Source organism: Mycobacterium sp. (assembly GCF_049608025.1).
In the GTDB taxonomy this organism is placed as follows: Bacteria; Actinomycetota; Actinomycetes; order Mycobacteriales; family Mycobacteriaceae; genus Mycobacterium.
The window spans coordinates 1-19,093 of record NZ_JBMYXC010000060.1 but is presented as its reverse complement, the minus strand read 5'-3'; the positions used below and the strand labels follow the sequence as shown (position 1 = coordinate 19,093).

At 66.0% G+C, this 19,093-nt stretch carries 20 protein-coding genes; 3 read left to right on the top strand and 17 right to left on the bottom strand.

The annotated features are described in order from the left end of the window. From ACPGXI_RS15660 to ACPGXI_RS15585, 16 genes are all read right to left on the bottom strand, one after another. Positions 1-206 (bottom strand): ESX-1 system-associated protein (locus ACPGXI_RS15660; protein WP_526654518.1); only part of this gene is annotated, 206 nt, incomplete at its 3' end. Positions 207-676: 470 nt separating this feature from the next. Continuing rightward, positions 677-1,084, bottom strand: a complete 408-nt coding sequence (locus tag ACPGXI_RS15655) for a QcrA and Rieske domain-containing protein (protein WP_526654516.1) — start codon at positions 1,082-1,084, stop codon at positions 677-679. A 28-nt stretch (positions 1,085-1,112) separates the two neighbouring features. Further along, the gene (lpqB, locus tag ACPGXI_RS15650; RefSeq protein ID WP_526654530.1) at positions 1,113-2,864 is read right to left on the bottom strand and encodes an MtrAB system accessory lipoprotein LpqB; all 1,752 of its coding nucleotides are present in this window, start codon (positions 2,862-2,864) and stop codon (positions 1,113-1,115) included. A gap of 8 nt (positions 2,865-2,872) precedes the next feature. Next, entirely contained in the window at positions 2,873-4,528 is a 1,656-nt protein-coding gene (gene mtrB / locus ACPGXI_RS15645) for an MtrAB system histidine kinase MtrB (RefSeq protein WP_526654528.1), read from the bottom strand. 22 nt (positions 4,529-4,550) lie between these two features. After that, positions 4,551-5,237, bottom strand: a complete 687-nt coding sequence (gene mtrA / locus ACPGXI_RS15640) for a two-component system response regulator MtrA (protein ID WP_526654514.1) — start codon at positions 5,235-5,237, stop codon at positions 4,551-4,553. 115 nt (positions 5,238-5,352) lie between these two features. Further along, entirely contained in the window at positions 5,353-5,856 is a 504-nt protein-coding gene (locus ACPGXI_RS15635) for an EspA/EspE family type VII secretion system effector (protein WP_526654512.1), read from the bottom strand. A gap of 95 nt (positions 5,857-5,951) precedes the next feature. Further along, a complete protein-coding gene (locus tag ACPGXI_RS15630; RefSeq protein WP_526654510.1) occupies positions 5,952-6,578 on the bottom strand; it encodes a dTMP kinase in 627 nt (208 codons plus the stop codon). Positions 6,579-6,663: 85 nt separating this feature from the next. Continuing rightward, entirely contained in the window at positions 6,664-8,130 is a 1,467-nt protein-coding gene (ahcY, locus tag ACPGXI_RS15625; RefSeq protein ID WP_526654508.1) for an adenosylhomocysteinase, read from the bottom strand. 207 nt (positions 8,131-8,337) lie between these two features. Then, the gene (alkX, locus tag ACPGXI_RS15620; RefSeq protein WP_526654506.1) at positions 8,338-8,970 is read right to left on the bottom strand and encodes a TetR family transcriptional regulator AlkX; all 633 of its coding nucleotides are present in this window, start codon (positions 8,968-8,970) and stop codon (positions 8,338-8,340) included. 187 nt (positions 8,971-9,157) lie between these two features. Beyond that, entirely contained in the window at positions 9,158-9,358 is a 201-nt protein-coding gene (locus ACPGXI_RS15615) for a rubredoxin (RefSeq protein ID WP_526654504.1), read from the bottom strand. Further along, the gene (locus tag ACPGXI_RS15610; protein WP_526654502.1) at positions 9,355-9,528 is read right to left on the bottom strand and encodes a rubredoxin; all 174 of its coding nucleotides are present in this window, start codon (positions 9,526-9,528) and stop codon (positions 9,355-9,357) included. The genes ACPGXI_RS15615 and ACPGXI_RS15610 overlap by 4 nt, the downstream gene beginning before the upstream one ends. Then, the gene (locus ACPGXI_RS15605) at positions 9,525-10,781 is read right to left on the bottom strand and encodes an alkane 1-monooxygenase (RefSeq protein WP_526654526.1); all 1,257 of its coding nucleotides are present in this window, start codon (positions 10,779-10,781) and stop codon (positions 9,525-9,527) included. The genes ACPGXI_RS15610 and ACPGXI_RS15605 overlap by 4 nt, the downstream gene beginning before the upstream one ends. Positions 10,782-11,103: 322 nt before the next feature. After that, positions 11,104-12,330, bottom strand: coding sequence for a mannose-6-phosphate isomerase, class I (manA, locus tag ACPGXI_RS15600; protein ID WP_526654500.1), 1,227 nt, complete (start codon positions 12,328-12,330; stop codon positions 11,104-11,106). Positions 12,331-12,335: 5 nt separating this feature from the next. Next, the gene (locus tag ACPGXI_RS15595; RefSeq protein WP_526654524.1) at positions 12,336-13,394 is read right to left on the bottom strand and encodes a TobH protein; all 1,059 of its coding nucleotides are present in this window, start codon (positions 13,392-13,394) and stop codon (positions 12,336-12,338) included. A 68-nt stretch (positions 13,395-13,462) separates the two neighbouring features. Further along, entirely contained in the window at positions 13,463-14,845 is a 1,383-nt protein-coding gene (locus ACPGXI_RS15590) for a phosphomannomutase/phosphoglucomutase (protein WP_526654498.1), read from the bottom strand. 145 nt (positions 14,846-14,990) lie between these two features. Continuing rightward, positions 14,991-15,419 (bottom strand): DUF3499 family protein, encoded by a 429-nt coding sequence (locus ACPGXI_RS15585; RefSeq protein ID WP_526654496.1) that lies wholly within the window; start codon positions 15,417-15,419, stop codon positions 14,991-14,993. A 131-nt stretch (positions 15,420-15,550) separates the two neighbouring features. Between ACPGXI_RS15585 and ACPGXI_RS15580 the strand changes: the two genes are divergently transcribed. Continuing rightward, the gene (locus ACPGXI_RS15580; RefSeq protein ID WP_526654522.1) at positions 15,551-15,973 is read left to right on the top strand and encodes a metallopeptidase family protein; all 423 of its coding nucleotides are present in this window, start codon (positions 15,551-15,553) and stop codon (positions 15,971-15,973) included. A gap of 53 nt (positions 15,974-16,026) precedes the next feature. Here ACPGXI_RS15580 and ACPGXI_RS15575 read toward each other — a convergent pair whose 3' ends face one another. Then, complete coding sequence (locus tag ACPGXI_RS15575; RefSeq protein WP_526654520.1) at positions 16,027-16,296, bottom strand: WhiB family transcriptional regulator; 270 nt, start codon at positions 16,294-16,296, stop codon at positions 16,027-16,029. A gap of 481 nt (positions 16,297-16,777) precedes the next feature. Between ACPGXI_RS15575 and cofD the strand changes: the two genes are divergently transcribed. Continuing rightward, the gene (gene cofD / locus ACPGXI_RS15570; protein ID WP_526654494.1) at positions 16,778-17,791 is read left to right on the top strand and encodes a 2-phospho-L-lactate transferase; all 1,014 of its coding nucleotides are present in this window, start codon (positions 16,778-16,780) and stop codon (positions 17,789-17,791) included. After that, positions 17,788-19,093 (top strand): coenzyme F420-0:L-glutamate ligase (locus ACPGXI_RS15565; protein WP_526654492.1); only part of this gene is annotated, 1,306 nt, incomplete at its 3' end. The genes cofD and ACPGXI_RS15565, both read left to right, overlap by 4 nt.

Sequence of the window (19,093 nt, the reverse complement as noted above, 5' to 3'; positions counted from 1 at the left end):
AAGGTCTCACGTTGCTCAGCAGTCCAAGCGGGTGCTGGGACTCCCCTATTCGATGCGACCCATTTTTCCTCCTTTGCAGCAAGTTCGTTTGAGACCGCGAGCCACTCATCGCATACAGGGTCCTTCTCCCGCAGCAACCCGACTGTCCGATCGACGCCATCGCCAGCAGCAGGAGGGGCAATACCAGCAGCGTTGCGCGTCGACATTCCGTTCCACACCAACGACCCAACGACGACTGCTACGACGACCGCAAAAGAGACACCCAGCACGATCCAGCGTCGGCGATGGGCACGGTCCGAAGGCGCTCCAGGCGACGGCGATGGATTCGGCGACCAAGGAGGACCAGCCCCAGGCGGCATATTCATTGGCTCACCTCCACCAACCGCCGATCACACCACACGGTTTGCGATGCTACCGGGCCGCTCTGCTCTCTCCCCGCGCCAAATTGAATAGCCAGGGGACCCGAAGCCGTCTGACAGCCAACCGAACTGCCTCGAGCACGGTCCGGCAGCGCCCCGTATCGACTCTGTCCCTCGTATTTCAGAGTGGCAACCGCGAAAGTGAATCCAGCGCTGCAGATTTCCCCGGATTGCGACCCTGGCTTCACTCTCGACCAGCGGCGGCTTCACTCTCGACCGGCGGCGGCTTCACTCTCGACCAGCGGCAGCCGAACGGATCAACTGAGCAGGATGGAATCCCCCTGCACTGTAATAGCTTCCGCGTTCAACGGTCGCGTCGCCGGACCGTTGAGCACCTCGCCATCGAGGCTGAATTTGCTGCCGTGGCACGGGCAATTGATCGTCCCGTCAGCCACCTCGTTGATCAGGCAGCCGGTGTGCGTGCACACCGCCGAGAAGCCTTTGAAGTCCCCTTCTTCGGGCTGGGTCACCACCACGTCGCCGACGATGACACCCGATCCGACGGGCACATCGGCCGTCGTCGTGAGAACCTCAGGCGCTGCGGACCCCTCGCCGGAACCCGAACCCCCGCCACTCGAGCAGGCCGACAGCGCGACGGCCGCCACCCCGACTCCCGCGCCGGCGATCACCGTCTTGCGGGGAACCCGCACGTCATCGATATTCATTGCGACCTTTCTCTGACGACATCAACAATCAGCCCGGCAGCACCGGTAGCGCGCCCGCGACCATCAGCGGCCCCACCTCGGTCCACCCTGGATCGCCCTCAGCGGCCGAACCGGAGAGTTGCAGCACACCACGGCCGTCTGCGACATAGACCGCCGACGGGTTGGCCACCACCGTCGTCACCGGCATCAGCAGACTTTGGCTCGGGCCATCAGAGTTCACACCATCGAGGTTGACATAGGACACCGGATTCTGGACGTCAGTGCGGCTCACGACAATGTCATCGCCGGTGCGCCAGGACAGCGACACCACCGTGTCACCCAGCCCGAAACCCAACCGCCGGGGAAAGGTCAGCGCATAACCGCCGCCTTCGGTCTGCTCGACCCCGGCCAGGATCACCCGGCCCTCGATCACCATGGCCGCGCGGGTGCCGTCGCGGGAGAGTTGCAGTTCGGTGATCTCGCCGGGGAATCGGGTTGACACCGCGATGGAGTCGACCGGAATGCGGGCGGGCTGGCCCGAGGCGTCCTGGATGACACGCACCACGTTGATGCCATCGATGACCACCCAGATCGCGTCGTCCAGCGACCAGGTGGGCCGGGTCAGGCTACGTCCATCGATGGCCTGGGATGCCTCGCCGCCCAACGGTCCTGCCCACAGGGACGACGACATATCGGGCGCGTCGGGGCGCAGCGTAACGATCGAGGCGACCATCTGGCCGGTACGCGACAGCGCCGCGGCCGTCTGCCCGGGCATCTGCCCGAACGACCCCACCACCCGGAGGGACCGCAGACCGTCCAGCTTCACCAGCGAGCCGTCGACGAGTGCGTGCAGACCCGCTGCGGCGCCATCGGCAGCACCGGGATCGGTCGCGGCCACATCGGCGGTATCCCACCCCGCGGCGAACCGGTCGTCGAGCGCCGCGCCGTCGGCGTTGATCACATAGGGCCCGTTCACGCCAGCCCGGGAAAGCGTCCAGATGAGCTGTGCGGCAAGTAGTTGTCTGCTGTGGGGATCTGTGGTGGACAGGTCGTCCAGGTCGATGCGGGCGCCGCCGTAGCCGCGCCCGACCCCGGTCTTTCCGCCGTCGGCACGCGTCACCGGTCCGCGCAACTTCAACGGCGGCTCAAGCAGATTTCGCACCGTCTCGACCATCTCCGGCCGCGGACCCGCGATCAGCTTGCTGACCAGTTCGGTGGGAAGCTGATCGGGGTCAGACGTCGCGATGTAACGCGGGTCGGGCACCACCGTCTTGCCCGTCGGATCGGCGAAGTAGAGGGTGGTGCGCTTGTAAGTGGACTGGAACTGCTCCCAGTCCAGGAAGACCCCGTTGGGTAGACGGTCGATGCGCCAGCCGTCCGAGGTCTTCACCAGTTCGATCTCGCCGGTGTCGGGTAACGCACCTTCGCCCGTCTCGAACACCCCGATATCCGACAGCGAGCCCAGTATGTCGGCGCGCATGGATACCGACACCCTGTCCGCTGTCCTGGTCTCGACGAACACCACGTTGTCGATCAGCAGCGCACTACCGGCGTCATCCCACGTGTTGGAAGCAGACTCGGTGAGGAATTGCCGGGCGGCGAGATGGCGGTTGGCGGGATCGGCTGTTGCCTTGAGGAATTCACGCAGCAGTACATCGGGGTCCATTCCCGGTGTGGGCTCGGGCAGGCTAGGCGGCGCCGGCCGCTCGACAGTGCCGATCGCCTGCGGCGACGAGGAGTGTGGCACCCCGGCACAACCGGCGAGAGCCAGCACGACGACCGACAGCCACACGCCCGCCAAGAAGCGTGTCACACCGTCTCCTCTGCCGGTTCAGGGTCGCGCATCGGTTTACGGCCCGGCCCATTCCCCTCCTCCTCGAACGGTTTGACCGGCAGCGGGCTGCTGGTGACCTTGTGCCCGCGGATCAGCGGCAGCGTCAACCGGAAGCAGGCACCCTCGCCCGGCTCACCCCACGCCTCGAGTCTGCCTTGATGCAACCGGGCGTCCTCGATGCTGATCGCCAAACCGAGTCCAGTTCCACCGGAGCGGCGGACCCGTGAGGGATCCGCCCGCCAGAAGCGGCTGAACACCAGTTTCTCCTCGCCTGGACGTAAGCCCACGCCGTGGTCCCGGACCGTGACGGCCACAGTGTCCTCGTCGGCGGCCATCCGGATGCGTACCTCTTTGTGCTCGGCATGGTCGATCGCGTTGGCGATCAAGTTGCGCAGAATCCGCTCCACCCGGCGCGCGTCGACCTCGGCGACGACCTCGTCGGCGGGCAGGTCGACGACCACCTCCACATTAGCGCTCTCGGCAAGGTGCCCTACATTGCCCAGTGCGCTGGTCACGATGGAGCGCAGGTCGACGGCTTCGACGGCCAGTTCCGCGACACCGGCATCGTGGCGGGAGATCTCGAGCAGATCGCTGAGCAGCGACTCGAACCGGTCGAGTTCGTTGACCATGAGCTCCGTCGAGCGCCGCAGCGCGGGGTCGAGATCTTCGACGTGGTCGTGGATCAGGTCGGCGGCCATTCGCACGGTCGTCAGCGGCGTGCGAAGTTCGTGGCTGACGTCGGAGGTGAATCGGCGTTGCAGATTGCCGAACTCCTCGAGTTGGGCGATCTGGCGCTGCAGGCTCTCGGCCATGTCGTTGAACGACACCGCCAGGCGCGCCATGTCGTCCTCACCGCGCACCGACATGCGTTCTGCCAGGTGACCTTCGGCGAACCGCTCGGCGATCCGCGACGCCGAACGCACCGGCAGCACGATCTGCCGTACTACCAGCAGCGCGATCGCGGCCAGCAGACCGAGCAGCACCACCGCGCCGGTAGCCAGCGTTCCGCGCATCAGCGCGATCGTGGATTCCTCGCTGTTGAGCGGGAAGATCAGGTAGAGCTCCAGGTTGGCCACCGGCGACGGCGTCGGGCTGCCGATGATCAGCGCCGGCCCGGAGAAGCCGTCGGTGTGCACCGTCGAGTACTGGTAGCTGACCTGTCCCGCGTTGACGAAGTCGCGCAACGTGTTGGGAATCTGGTCGACCGGACCCGCGGAAGTGGCCGCGCGCGGACCGTCACCGGGAACGATGAGCACCGCGTCAAATGCCCCGGCCAGGCCGGCGCCGGCATCTGACTTACGGTCGACCAACGTGTTGCGGGCCAGCTGCAGGCTGCTGTCCAGCGAGCGGGTTTCCTCACCACCGACGATTCCGCTGACCGTGGGGCGGGCGCGTTCGATCTCCTCGTTCGCGGCGTTCACTTTGACTTCCAAGATGCGATCGGTGATCTGGCTCGTCAACACGAACCCGAGCACCATGATGACCGCAAGCGACAAGCCCAGCGTCATCGTGACCACACGCAGCTGCAGCGAACGCCGCCACGCCAGTCCTATCGTTCGGCCCAGCGCACTCAGGCCGCGAATCAGTGGTGCAGACCGCCGGTGGATACGCCGTCTTGAGCCGAAGATCACGACCACCGCCGAGCGGTGCGGATCACGGAGGTCCGGCCTTGTATCCCACTCCTCGAACGGTGAGCACCACCTGCGGGTTCTCCGGGTCTTTCTCGACTTTGGCCCGCAGACGCTGGACGTGCACGTTCACCAAACGGGTGTCAGCGGGGTGGCGATAACCCCATACCTGTTCGAGCAGCACATCACGAGTAAACACCTGGCGGGGTTTGCGTGCCAACGCCACCAGTAGATCGAACTCCAGCGGGGTCAGCGAGATTTGTTCACCCAGCCGGGTGACCTTGTGGGCGGGGACGTCGATGTCCACGTCGGCGATCGAGAGCATCTCGGCGGGCTCGTCTTCGTTGCGACGCAGCCGGGCGCGTACTCGCGCGACCAATTCCTTGGGTTTGAACGGCTTCATCACGTAGTCGTCGGCACCGGATTCCAAGCCGAGCACCACGTCGACGGTGTCGGTCTTGGCGGTCAACATCACGATGGGCACACCGGAGTCTCCGCGCAGCACCCGACACACGTCGATGCCGTTCATGCCGGGCAGCATGAGATCGAGCAGCACCAGATCGGGGCGCAACTCACGTACGGCCGTCAGCGCCTGAGTGCCGTCACCGACGACCGCGGTGTCGAAGCCCTCCCCGCGCAGCACGATGGTGAGCATCTCGGCGAGCGAAGGGTCGTCATCGACGACCAGAATCCTTTGCCTCATGGTGTCCATGGTGTCACCAGATTGCGATAATGCTCGGATACCACACCGGGCGATTTGCGTGTTCACCGGCTCCCGGCCGGGATTTACCCGCTCGTCGGGGGCATCTCGGCGCCACCCAGGGACATCACGGAGGGAATTTCTGCATGCCGAGCCGCGCGTATTCGGCGCCGATCTGCTCGATCTGGGCTCCGATGGTGTTGAGTTCCCCGTGGGTTTTCGACAGGACCGCGCGAAGCTGACCCAGGCCCTTGGACACGATCAACATGATCTGCCCCTCGGCCTGGTTGCTCGGCACCGAGGACGCGGCGTTGACAACCCGGTCGCGAACGTCATCGAGTTCGGCGCGCCCGCGGGTGATGACCCGAGCGGACTTGTCGATCTCGGCGGCCAGCCTGACGTCGAGATCAGCCAGCTTCCCGAACACCTGCGCGTGTGCCGTGTTGGCCGCGGCGTAGGCGGTCGCCGCGCCGCCCTGCCAGTGGCGTCCCGGTGCAGCGGATTCGACGTCGGCCTGCAGTTTCCGCAGGTTAGCGCTGCCGTCGAGGTGCGATCCGCCGGCGGGCACGCCCTGACCGAAGGTCTGACGCGCCTGCGACCAGGTCGTCAAGAATCCCTGTAGCGGCCCCACGGCTTCGAAGGTACTTACACCGCGTCAACGATGTCGCGGATGTCACGCTGTTGCCTGATCGGCCGGACCACCCCCGCTGTGCAGCGATGTCGGCGTTACTGCAGTCTGGCTGCGAGTTCACCGGCGTCGACGTCAGGCCGGGCCACCGCCCACCGGCCACCCCAGTTGGCGGCGGCCAGCTCGGCGTAGACGGCGGAGGTACGGCGTTGCAGACCGTCGTCGCGTTCGTAGGCATCGCGGGCGCGATCGGCCTCGGTGGCGGCCCGGTCGACCGCGCGCTGTGCGGCCAACTCCGTCGGCACGTCGAGCAGCACCTGCCAATCCGGCGCGGGCAGCTTCAGCCGTCCATATTCGAGGTCGCCCACCCAGGCCACCGCATCTTCATCGGCACGCTGGTGCAGCCGGGCCGCGCTGTAGGCCGCGTTGGACGCGACGTAGCGGTCCAGGATGACCACCGAGTAGGCGGCCCTGAGGTGCTCGATCTCGTCCTTGGCGCCGGCACGGTCCATCGCGAACAGCACCGCCATCGCATACACCGATTCGGCCAGGTCGCCGTGGCTGCCGTGCAGAGCCTCAGCTGCCAGGTCGGCGGGCACGGACGCTCCGTAGCGCGGAAACGCAAGGTTGGCCACGGAGCGGCCGCCGGCCTCGAACGCCGAGCGCAGACCGTTGGTCAACGTCCGCTTGCCGGCGCCGTCGACCCCCTCGATGACGATGAGCACTCTGCGAGCCTAATCCGCTAGAACTGGCCGCAGGCCGAGGCCGTCGGCAACCCGTTGCAGCGGTCGGCGAGCCACCGTGGCCGCATCAGTAGCGATAGTGCTCCGGCTTGTATGGACCGTCCACGTCAACGCCGATGTACTCGGCCTGCTCCTTGGTCAGTTTGGTCAGCGTGCCGCCCAGCGCCTCGACGTGGATCTTGGCGACCTTCTCGTCGAGGTGCTTGGCCAGCCGGTAGACCTCGTTGTCGTACTCGTCGTTCTTGGTCCACAGCTCGATCTGCGCGATCACCTGGTTGGAGAAGCTGTTGCTCATCACGAACGACGGGTGGCCGGTGGCGTTGCCCAGATTGAGCAGCCGGCCCTCGCTCAGCACGATGATGGAGTGGCCGTCGGTGAAGATGAACTCGTCGACCTGCGGCTTGATGTTGATTCGACGAATGTTGGGATCCCGCTCAAGACGGGCCATCTCGATCTCGTTGTCGAAGTGACCGATGTTGCCGAGGATCGCCTGGTGCTTCATCGACTTCATGTGGTCGAGGGTGATGATGTCCTGGTTGCCGGTGGCGGTGATGATGATGTCCGCCCACCCGATGGCCTGTTCGACAGTCTTGATCTCGAAGCCGTCCATCAGCGCCTGCAGCGCGTTGATCGGGTCGATCTCGGTGACCGCGACGCGGGCACCCTGAGCTTTGAGCGCCTCCGCGCAGCCCTTGCCGACGTCACCGTAGCCGCAGACCAGCGCTGCCTTGCCACCGATCAGCACGTCGGTGCCGCGGTTGATGCCGTCGATCAGCGAGTGCCGGGTGCCGTACTTGTTGTCGAACTTGCTCTTGGTTACCGAGTCGTTGACGTTGATGGCCGGGAAGCACAGCTCGCCGGCGGCGGCGAACTGGTAGAGCCGCAGCACGCCGGTGGTGGTCTCCTCGGTGACGCCCTTAACGGCTTCGGCGATCTTGGTCCACTTGGATTTGTCGGTCTCGAAGCGCTTGCGGATCAACGCCAGGAACACCTTGTACTCGTCGGAGGCATCGTCCTCGGTGGGCGGCACGACGCCGGCTTTTTCGAACTGCGCGCCGCGCAGCACCAGCATCGTGGCGTCACCGCCGTCGTCGAGGATCATGTTGGCCGGCTGGTCGGGCCAGGTGAGCATCTGCTCTGCTGCCCACCAGTAATCCTCGAGCGACTCGCCCTTCCAGGCGAAGACCGGAATGCCGGTGGGCTCGGCGGGGGTGCCGTGTGGGCCGACGACGGTGGCCGCCGCGGCGTGGTCCTGGGTGGAGAAAATGTTGCACGACGCCCATCGGACCTCAGCGCCCAGCGCTACCAGAGTCTCGATGAGCACCGCGGTCTGAACGGTCATGTGCAGCGAACCCGAAATACGTGCACCCTTGAGCGGCAGCACATCGGCGTATTCGCGGCGCAATGCCATCAGCCCGGGCATCTCGTGTTCGGCCAGCCGGATCTCCTTGCGGCCGAATTCGGCCAGTTCCAGGTCGGCGACCTTGAAGTCGATGCCATTGCGGACATCGGCGGTCAGCGTCGGTGCAGTCATGTAGAGCCCCTCTTTACGTTCGGCATTCTTCGGTCGGCATTGCCGGTGAGGCATTGCCGGTGGGCGCATGGTTGTGCTCGCGGCGAAAACCGCTGGCGACACCCATGCGGATACCTGTGCGATATCGGTGCAGGCACCAGTGCAGATACCCATGCAATACCCGTAGCCTGCGGGCTCGCGGGACAGGCGCTTGTAGCGCTCTGCCGGCTAAAGGGTATCCACCACACCGTAGCGTTCAGCGAACGGAGACATCAATCGGGCCAGGTCTTGAGCCACATCGTGGTCGGCCTCCGGCGGCATCGAGACGTAGCTCATGGCCAGCCGGACGATGGCCCTGGCCAGCACTCCGGCGTCCTCCCGGCTGGTAGCTACCCAGCCCTCCATGAATGATTCGGTCAGCCGGGCCGAACACCGGGAGATGATCGGCGCACTGTCGGTCGTGATGATCTGCAGCAGATCGGGCTTCGATGAACCGGACAGCAGCGAGATCACCAAGGGATCTGCGGCAGACTCGGCGAAGAAGTCGCGAAACCCCTGCAGGAAGGCAGCGTAGATGTCGCCGACGTTGTCTTTGATGGCGCCGTTGATCTGGTCGACCAATCGATCGGCCAACCGTAGTGCGTAGCCCTGGGCCAGGCCCTGTCGCGAACCGAACTCGTTGTAGATCGTTTGACGGCTGATGCCGGCGGCCTTGGCGACGTCGGACAGGGTGATCGAAGACCAGTCGCGGACCAGCAGCAACTCGCGCATGCCGTCGAGAATGGAGTCGCGCAGCAGAACCCGCGACGCCTCGGCGTACGGGATCCGTTGCGCGATCCTTCTGTCGTTGGCGCGGCCCACGCGGCCGACACTATCGCTTTCGGTGGGAGCGCCCGCCCAAGCTGTCCTGATCACCGTGCGCCTCCCCCGAGCGGCCCCGTCCCGGATCGGCCCCCGAGCGGCCCCGTCCCGCGAGCGTGCGTGTCTGCACGCCACCACTCGGCGCGTCGCGTACAACTGCGCACGCTCGCGGGGGATGACTGTGCGGTCATACCGGGGACACCTCGACCATCTCGAAATCCGATTTCGCGGCGCCGCAATCAGGGCAGCTCCAGTCCTCGGGGATGTCGTCCCAACGGGTTCCGGGCGCAATGCCGTCCTCGGGCCAGCCCTTGGATTCGTCGTATTCGAAGCCACACTGCACGCAAACGAACAACTTGTAGTCGGCGGCTGTCTGCTCTTCACTCATGTGCTTGCACCCATCTCTTCGAAGTCGACCTTTTCTCGTACCGAACAATCCGGGCAGCACCACTCATCGGGAATGTCGCTCCACGCGGTGCCGGCCGGGAATCCCTCTCGCGGTGACCCTTTCGCCTCGTCGTAGACGTAGTCACAGCCGGGGCAGCGATAGCCGGTCATGCATCGGCTCCGGCCCGATCGTCGGTGCCCGAGTGCTCCTCGGGCGCGTGGGTGCCGTACTTGGCCAGCACCTTGGCCCGCATCCGCGGGTGAATATTGACCCGGGTGATGTCGCCGTTGTAGTGCTCGAGCACCCGATGGTCCATGATCTTGCGCCACAGCGGCGGGAAGTACGTCAGCGAGATCATCGACGCATACCCACTGGGCAGGTTCGGGGCGCCTTCCATGCTGCGCAGCGTCTGGTAGCGGCGCGTCGGGTTGGCGTGATGATCGCTGTGCCGCTGCAGGTGATAGAGGAACAGGTTGGTCACCAAATGGTCGGAGTTCCAGCTGTGTTCAGGTGCGCACCGCTCGTAGCGACCGCTGGCCGTCTTCTGACGCATCAGGCCGTAGTGTTCGAGATAGTTGACCGTCTCCAGCAACGCGAAACCGAACACCGCCGAGATCACGATGAAGGGGATCAGCGCCAGCCCGAAGACAGCGATCAGGATGCCGTAGAGCACGACTGACATCGCCCAGGCGTTGAGCACGTCGTTGGACCAGTGCCAGGGACTCTTGCCCTGCCGACGCAACCGCGCGGCCTCCAGTTCCCACGACGACTTCATCGAGCCCCACACGCTGCGCGGCAGGAACTCCCAGAATGTCTCGCCGAATCGGGCCGACGCGGGGTCCTCGGGCGTGGCGACCCGGACGTGGTGTCCGCGATTGTGCTCGATGTAGAAGTGGCCGTAGCCGGTCTGGGCGAGGGTGATCTTGGCCAGCCAGCGTTCCAGGTCGTCCTTTTTATGGCCCATCTCATGGGCGGTGTTGATGCCGACGCCTCCGAGCACGCCCACCGTCAACGCCAACCCGATCTTGGCCGGCCAGCCCAGGGAGCCGTCGAATCCAAGCCAGCTCAGGTTGGAAGCGGTGAACAGGTAGGCGCCGAAGATCACACTGGCGTACTGGAACGGGATGAAGATGTAAGTGCAGTAGCGGTAGTACTTGTCGTTCTCCAGTCGCGCCATCACCTCATCGGGTGGGTTCTGGCCGTCAGGGCCGAAGCGCAAATCTAGAGCAGGCAGCACCAGGTACAGCAGGATCGGACCGATCCAGAACGGCACCTGCGCGGCCGCGTGCCAACCCAATTGGTTGAGCGCCCACACCAACGGGATCATCACGAACAATGCCGTCGGCACGATCAGACCCATCAGCCAGAGGTAGCGCTTCTTGTCACGCCACTGCTCAACGTCGATCTCGGACTCTGCCGACATTCCTGTGGTCACCCCAATGCCTCCTTGATGTGAGTACAGTCACCGTTCAGAGTTGACTATATACGCCATTTTGTCGCGTGTCTAGACACAGGTATCTGTTTTGTAAAGCGGCGCTGTCGCGGGTGAGCCTGTCGGCGTCAGGGCGGGTGGGCGTGCTGGCGTCATCACCGGTCGGCATGTTGCGTTGAGATGCGCACCCTCATCAGCCATGAGCGCGCGCAAAATGCCGGCGATAGCGGCGCGTCGGCGTGCAGACACGCGCTCTCGCCGAGGTTGGGCGACCCCGAGGTTGGGCGACCCCGAGGTTGGGCGACCCCGACGGTCAGTCCCCGACGGTCACGCGAAACAACCGGGTCGACTCCTGGGCCTCCAGCCTGATAGGGCCGTCGTCGGCGGCCACCCAGGCCGCCGCGCCGCGCTCGAGCAACACCTCACCCGTCTTGGCGTACAGCGTGGCTGCACCCTCGGTACACAGCAGAATCTGCGGGCCGTCGTGTCGGGTCGGTGCGTCGATCTCGTGCCCCAGTTGCTCTCCGTCGACCTTGAGCACCGACACCGCGAACTCCGGTGCCGGGGTCTCGTAAACCAGTTCGGCTCCGTCCCTTCGAGATTCGGGGTGTACCACGACGTTGCTGGCCGGGCTGAAATCGAGAACTCGCAGTAGCTCGGCGACGTCGACGTGTTTGGGTGTGAGCCCGCCACGTAACACGTTGTCGGAGTTGGCCATCACCTCGATGCCGATACCTGCCAGGTAGGCATGCAGGTTCCCCGCGGGCAGGTAGATACCTTCGCCTGGAGCGAGTCTCACCCTGTTCAACAACATCGAGGCAAGGACGCCGGCATCGCCGGGATAGCGCTCGCCGAGTTCGAGCACGGTCCTGGCCTCGGCGGCGAATTCCCGCTCGCTGGAGCGCACGTAGTTGATGGCACCATCGATCACGGCGGGCACCAACTGCTCGAGGCCGCGCTGGGGGTAGGTGATCCAGGTTGTGAACAGCGCCCGCAGCCCGTCAGCATCGGACTCCCACGACAGCAAGTTGATGAACGGCTCCAGCACACCCGGGGCGATCGCCTGCATCAACTCGACAGTGCGCGCGGCAGGCCGAAACCCGGCCAGCGCCTCGAAAGGACTCAGCGCCACCAGGAGTTCGGGCTTGTGGCTGCGGTCGCGATAATTGCGGATGGGCGCATTCACTGGAATGCCCAACCGCTCCTCGCGGGCGAACCCCTCCACCGCCTGCTGCATGCTCGGGTGCGCCTGCAACGACAGCGGCTCGTCGGCGGCGAGAACCTTCACCAGAAAGGGCAGCGTGTCACCGAACCGTCCCCGCACCGCCGCGCCGAGTTCGCCGCCCGGGTCCTCGCGCAGTGCATCGAGCAAAGATCGCTCACCGTTGTCGGTCTGCAACCACGCCGGGTCCCCCGGATGAGCACCGAACCACAGCTCGGCTTCGGGGTGGGCGGCCGGGCTTGGCGCACCGGTGAACTCAGCAATCGCGGTCCTCGAACCCCACGCGTAGGTCCGCACCGCTCCCCTCAGCAGATGCACTTATCTCAACCTCGAACCAACCGCTGGTAGACCGCCGCCATCTCGATACGGACCGCCAACAGCGCCAGCTGCTGTTCAGTACGCCGATTCTCGGAACCTGGCACAAGGCCTGGCTTCCCCTGATCTTGTTCTGCGGCAACAGTGTCCGGGGAGTCTGGCACGTCGTTGGAATTGACCACATGGACGTCATCGAAACCTGTCAGTCGCGCGGTGACAGCGGGCCGTTCGGCATCGGTAGTCAGCACGAGGGTGCGGGTGCGTTGCGGTAACGGACCATCGATCTCCTCGTCGTGAAAGATCGAGGCCTCGCTGGAGCCGGTCGCATCACGGCCCCAGCCCGTGCCGATCGCGACCAGCGCGTCAGCCAACCCGACGGCGGCCACGGCCTTGTGCGCGACGCGCAGCATGACCGTGCACGCGTGCCGGGCCAGCGCCAGCAGCGCCGCGGTGTCGCCCGCGAATACGACCTCACGGCCGGCCATCCACTCGGCCAGGCCCTTGGCCGGATTGGTGAACAGCTCATGCCCGGCGCTGTTTCGGAATGCCTCGGCATCCAACTCGTCGGCCAGCGCCGTAAGGTCCACGCGGTTGCCCGGGGCGATCACCTCCATGGTGGCCAGCCCGGCAGCCAGGTAGTGGGTCAGGGTGAAGTCTTCGGGCACCGGCAGTCTCGGCGCCAACACGACCGAACGGCCGGCGGTGGCGTCCCGCAGCGGACCCTCGTAGGGGGCCACCACGATGACGCGGGCGCCGCGTCGCACACCCATCGCCGCGGCTGACACCAGAAGCGGATCGCCGGGGTCGTCACCGGCGACGACCAGGACATCGAGCGCACCGATCCACGGCGGCGCCTCGGATGCCACGACGAAAGGGGTGCCGACCGACCCGCCCAGCGCTGCGGCGAGCATCGCTCCCGCGTTCTCTGCGGGGCCGCGCCCGGCCACCCACACCAGCGTGCGGGGTGGAGCGTCGGAGCGAACCGCGTCCAGCTCGCCCTCCTCCAGTGCCGCCGCGATGGCGCGCACCTGGGCACCGGCCATCGAGGCCGCACGGAGCAAACCCATTCGGTCGGCTGCCAGCAATCCCTCGGTATCGTCGAGATCGACAACTGCGGCCGACGCCGGGCTGGTGTTCACGTCAGTTCCTTTGCGCCCGCGGCAATATGACCGGCGACCTCGTCGACGATCTGCTTCACCGACTCGGGCGTGCGGGCTTCTACGTTGAGGCGCAGCAAAGGCTCCGTATTGGACATCCGCATGTTGAACCAGCTGCCGTCACCGAGGTCGACGGTCACCCCGTCGAGGTGATCGAGGGCCTGCACGCGATTGCCGTAGGCCTGCAGCACCGCATCCACGGTGCCCGGGGCGTCGGTGACGGTGAAGTTGATTTCACCGGAGGCTTCGTACCGCTGGTAGTCGGCCATCATCTCCGAAAGCGGGCGATCCTGCTCGCCCAGCGCGGCCAGCACGTGCAGAGCGGCCAGCATCCCGGAATCCGCGCCCCAGAAGTCACGGAAGTAGTAGTGCGCGGAGTGTTCGCCGCCGAAGATCGCTCCGGTCTCGGCCATCAGTCCCTTGATATAGGAATGTCCGACTCGGGACCGTACCGGCGTGCCCCCACGCTCGACGATCAGCTCGGGTACCGCGCGCGAGGTGATGAGGTTGTGGATGACGGTCGCCCCGATCTCGCGGGTCAGTTCCCGCGCGGCGACCAGCCCGGTCACCGCCGACGGCGACACCGCCTGGCCCTTCTCGTCGACGACGAAGCACCGGTCGGCGTCACCATCGAAGGCCAGGCCGATGTCAGCACCAGTCTCCAAGACGTAGGCCTGCAGGTCGACGAGGTTGGCCGGGTCCAGCGGGTTGGCCTCATGGTTGGGGAACGTGCCGTCGAGTTCGAAGAACAGCGGCGACACGGTGACCGACGAGATCGGGCCCAGTACCGCGGGCGCGGTGTGGCCGGCCATGCCGTTGCCTGCATCGACGGCGACCCGCAGCGGACGCTGCCCGCCGATGTCGACCAGGCTTCGAAGGAACTCTCCGTAATCGGCGAGGACGTCTCGCTCACTGGCCGTGCCGCGCGGGCCGTCGAACTCGGGTACGCCGGCGATGACCTCGTCACTGACCGTCGTCAGCCCGGTGTCCTTGCCGACCGGCTTGGCACCGGCGCGACACAGCTTGATCCCGTTGTAGGCGGCGGGGTTGTGGCTGGCGGTGAACATCGCGCCCGGGCAGTCCAGCAGGCCGGAGGCGAAGTAGAGCTGATCGGTGGATGCGAGACCGATGTGCACCACATCGAGTCCCTGGGCCAGCACGCCCTCGGCGAACGCCTTGGCCAGCGGCGGCGAACTGGCCCGCATATCGTGGCCGATGACTATCCGCCCGCCCTCGCGGACCAACCTGGCAAACGCGGCACCGACTTCGGAGACGAACTGCTCATCGATCTCCTCGCCCACGAGTCCACGCACGTCATAGGCCTTGATGACGCTGTGTACCACCGCAGCGGGCCGAGACATAGAGCTCCTTGGGACAGGTGGGTGTTGCAGCCAGCCTAGCCGTCACGCGCAGTCTCTACGGCGCTCTCTTGCGCCGAAACTGCATTTCAGCAGGGAAGGCTCGAGAGCCGAACTTCCGGAATGCCATTTCGGCGAAGGTCGGGCTCTAGTCGGCGGGGTCGGGCAACACGCGCAGATGCCCGCGACGGCGGCCGTTGGTTTCGGGCCGCGGGGCCGGCGGGGCCATCAGAGCGCCACCCTTCGCGCCGGTGACCGGATCGCTGAAACCCGCGGTGAAGCTACCTACCGACGCGCCGAGACTGGAACCCTCGCTGCCCTCGCGCACCGCATCGGCAAGAGCCACCAGGTCATCGTCATCGGGGTGTGGCGGCAGCGAACCGGCATGGCGAACCAGTTCCCAGCCACGCGGGGCGGTGATGCGGCCGGCATGCAGGACACACAGATCCCAGGAGTGCGGCTCGGACACGGTGGCCAACGGACCCACTACGGCCGTCGAGTCGGAATAGACGAAGGTGAGCGTCGCGACTGCGTAGTGAGGGCACCCAGGCCTGCAGCAGCGACGGGGAACATTCACAGCGGAAGGTTAGCGCGCATAATCGCCCGTATGGCGCCGGACACGCGCAGTCGCGGGGCCCCCGATCCCCAACCGTTACGATCATTTTTGTGACCGGGCTCAATTTCCGGGGCTCCCGGCGGGGCCGGGAGATGCGCGGAACCCTGCTCCCGCGGACCGTTCCGGGCTGGCGCAGTCGCGCCGAGCGTTTCGATATGGCCGTGCTGGAGGCCTACGAACCGATCGAGCGGCGCTGGCGGGAGCGGGTGTCGACGCTGGACGTGGCAGTCGACGAGATACCCCGGATATCCCCGAAGGATCCAGGCAGTGTGCAGTGGCCACCGGAGGTGGTGGCCGACGGGCCCATCGCGCTGGCCCGGCTCATTGCGGCCGGTGTTGACGTCCGCGGTAACTCCACGCGGGCGCGAATTGTGTTGTTTCGCAAGCCGATCGAGCGACGCGCCAAGGACACCGTCGAGTTGATCGAATTGTTGCACGAGTTGTTGGTGGCGCAGGTGGCCACCTATCTGGGCGTCGAACCGTCCGTGATCGACCCGACGCTGGGTGAGCAGTAGAGGTCTGGCTCCCGAGGAGCCTCAGATTGCGATGAGCGCTTGCGCGCAGAGATTCAGATGATGCCGCGCTTGATCCGCCGACGCTCTCGCTCCGACAGGCCGCCCCAGATACCGAAGCGTTCGTCGTTGGCCAGCGCGTAATCGAGACACTCGTCGCGAACCTCGCAGCCCAAACAAATCCGCTTGGCCTCGCGTGTCGAACCACCCTTTTCGGGGAAGAACGCCTCGGGATCGGTCTGAGCGCACAGGGCGCGCTCTTGCCATTGGTCTTCTTCGGCGAGAGCTGGGTCGTCGCCGAGTGGATCACCGCGGTCGGGCACCAAGCTCAACTGGGGGCGCTCGCCTCCCGCGATCGGTGCCGGTCCGGTCTGGATGTGCGGAGCACTTCCGACCGTGCCCAGGAGCGTAAAGTCGAACGGGACCGAATTGTCGAAATCGGCCTGTTCAAAAGCCATGTTCCCCTCCTTGCTGGTTTCGTAATTCCGTGTGTGTCGGCCCCACGATCGCGAAGCGTGACCAACCTAATTCGAACAAGTGATCGAATCTCGGTCTGCGACACCGGAACCGGCTGGCCAACCGCGAAATGACACTGGTGTGATTACACACGCGTTGGCTGCCACGGTCAAGCATTTCAACCGAATTCCATACCATTCCGTGATCCAAATTCGGCGCGTCGTGTTGTGGTGTGTCTATCACTCTCCCGCGCGGCGCCTCATCAGTCCCATCTTCACCATTGGTTCACTCTCCTTCCGACTACCCGGTCGGACGAACGCCTTGGAGCCCAACGGCCTACTCTCGGTCGGTGTGAAGGTCACGGTTCTGGTCGGCGGCGTCGGCGGTGCACGATTCCTCTTGGGAGTGCAACACCTGTTGGGCTTGGGCCAGTTCGGCGTCAAGAATCAGGGCGGGCCGAATCAGGACGCGCACGAATTGACCGCAGTCGTCAATGTCGGAGACGACGCGTGGATGTTCGGGGTGCGCATCTGCCCCGACCTCGACACCTGCATGTACACCCTGGGCGGGGGCATCGACTCTGCGCGTGGTTGGGGGCATCGCAATGAAACCTGGCACGCGAAGGAGGAACTCGCCGCCTACGGCGTTCAGCCGGATTGGTTCGGCTTGGGCGACCGCGACCTGGCCACCCATCTGGTGCGCAGCCAGATGCTGCGGGCGGGCTACCCGCTGTCGGCGGTGACCGAAGCGTTGTGCGGCCGCTGGTCGCCCGGTGCACGACTGCTTCCCGCCAGCGACGACCGCAGCGAGACCCACGTCGTGATCACCGATCCCGGCCCCGGCGAGCAGGCCGGCGACAAGCGAGCCGTCCACTTTCAGGAGTGGTGGGTCCGGTATCGGGCCAAGGTGCCCACGGATAGTTTCGCGTTCGTGGGTGCCGACACTGCGACCGCGGGCCCCGGTGTCACCGAGGCGATCACCGGCGCCGACGTCGTGTTGATCGCCCCGTCCAACCCGGTGGTCAGCGTCGGCGCGATCCTGGCGATCGGCGGTGTCCGGGGTGCCTTACGCACGACGTCGGCGCCGGTCATCGGCTACTCCCCCATCATTGCCGGAAAGCCGTTGCGCGGTATGGCCGACGAATGCCTGTCGGTCATCGGGGTGTCCAGCACGTCCGAAGCGGTGGGCGGGCACTACGGGGCCCGGTCCTCGACCGGAATCCTCGACGGCTGGCTGATCAGCGAGGGCGACCACGCCACTCTCGACGGCATCGAGGTGCGCTCGGTGCCCCTGCTGATGACCGATCCCGCCGCGACCGCTGAGATGGTCCGGGCCGGAATGGATCTGGCCGGGGTTTCGCCGTGACTGAGCGTCGTGCGTCTGACCATGGAACAGCCGGGCCCGTCGAGTTGCTTCCGGTCCCCGGCCTGCCCGAGTTTCGGCCGGGCGACGACCTGGCCGCCGCCATCGCCGAGGCCGCACCGTGGTTGCGCGACAACGACGTCATCGTTGTCACCAGCAAGGTGCTGTCCAAGTGCGAGGGACGCATCATCGACGCCCCTGCCGATCCTGAGCTGCGGGATACGCTGCGGCGCAGGCTGATCGATGGTGAGGCAGTGCGGGTGCTGGCGCGCAAGGGCCGGACCTTGATCACCGAGAACGCCTTGGGCCTGGTACAGGCTGCCGCGGGGGTGGACGGATCCAACGTCGACTCCCACGAACTCGCGCTGCTGCCGGTCGATCCCGACGGCAGCGCGGCGGCGCTGGTTTCCGCACTGCGGACACGGCTGGGAGTCAGGGTGGGCGTCGTCGTCACCGACACGATGGGACGCGCCTGGCGCACCGGGCAGACCGATGTCGCAATCGGCGCGTCCGGATTGCCCGTGCTGCACGGTTACGCGGGCGAACGCGACGAGCACGGCAACGAGCTGATCGTCACCGAGATCGCGGTCGCCGACGAGATCGCGGCTGCCGCCGATCTGGTGAAGGGGAAACTTACCTCGGTGCCGGTCGCGGTGGTGCGGGGTCTGAGGTTTCGCGACGACGGATCCACCGCGCGCACGCTGGTGCGGGCCGGCGAGGAGGATCTGTTCTGGCTGGGCACCGAAGAGGCGATAGCGCTGGGGCGTTCGCAGGCCCAGTTGCTGCGGCGCTCGGTGCGCAACTTCAGCGGCGACCCCGTTGCCCCTGCCGACATCGAGGCCGCGGTTTGCGAGGCTCTCACCGCACCCGCACCCCACCACACCCGGCCGGTGCGGTTCGTCTGGGTCCGGGACCCGAGCGTTCGAATCAGCCTGCTCGACGCGATGAAAGACCAGTGGCGCGCTGACCTCAGCGCTGACGGCCGCGACGCTGAGTCCGTCGACCGCCGGGTGGGTCGCGGCCAGATTCTCTACGACGCACCAGAGCTGATCGTTCCGTTCATGGTGCCCGATGGGGCGCACCGCTATCCCGACGCGCAGCGGACGGCTGCTGAGCACACCATGTTCACCGTTGCGGCCGGTGCCGCGGTCCAGGCCCTGCTCGTCGCGCTCGCGGTGCGCGGCGTGGGCAGCTGCTGGATCGGGTCGACGATCTTCGCCCCCGACGTGGCACGCTCCCAGTTGGATCTGCCGGCTGATTGGGAACCGTTGGGGGCCATCGCCATCGGCTATGCCCACGAACAGG

What these genes read in the sequence shown, in the direction of transcription:
- ACPGXI_RS15655 (WP_526654516.1), bottom strand. Translation starts at nt 1,084, where the DNA reads ATGAATATCGATGACGTGCGGGTTCCCCGCAAGACGGTGATCGCCGGC.
- mtrA (WP_526654514.1), bottom strand. Translation starts at nt 5,237, where the DNA reads ATGGACACCATGAGGCAAAGGATTCTGGTCGTCGATGACGACCCTTCG.
- ahcY (WP_526654508.1), bottom strand. Translation starts at nt 8,130, where the DNA reads ATGACTGCACCGACGCTGACCGCCGATGTCCGCAATGGCATCGACTTC.
- ACPGXI_RS15615 (WP_526654504.1), bottom strand. Translation starts at nt 9,358, where the DNA reads ATGAGTGAAGAGCAGACAGCCGCCGACTACAAGTTGTTCGTTTGCGTG.
- ACPGXI_RS15610 (WP_526654502.1), bottom strand. Translation starts at nt 9,528, where the DNA reads ATGACCGGCTATCGCTGCCCCGGCTGTGACTACGTCTACGACGAGGCG.
- ACPGXI_RS15605 (WP_526654526.1), bottom strand. Translation starts at nt 10,781, where the DNA reads ATGTCGGCAGAGTCCGAGATCGACGTTGAGCAGTGGCGTGACAAGAAG.
- ACPGXI_RS15595 (WP_526654524.1), bottom strand. Translation starts at nt 13,394, where the DNA reads ATGGGTTTGCTCCGTGCGGCCTCGATGGCCGGTGCCCAGGTGCGCGCC.
- ACPGXI_RS15590 (WP_526654498.1), bottom strand. Translation starts at nt 14,845, where the DNA reads ATGTCTCGGCCCGCTGCGGTGGTACACAGCGTCATCAAGGCCTATGAC.
- ACPGXI_RS15580 (WP_526654522.1), top strand. Translation starts at nt 15,551, where the DNA reads ATGCGCGGAACCCTGCTCCCGCGGACCGTTCCGGGCTGGCGCAGTCGC.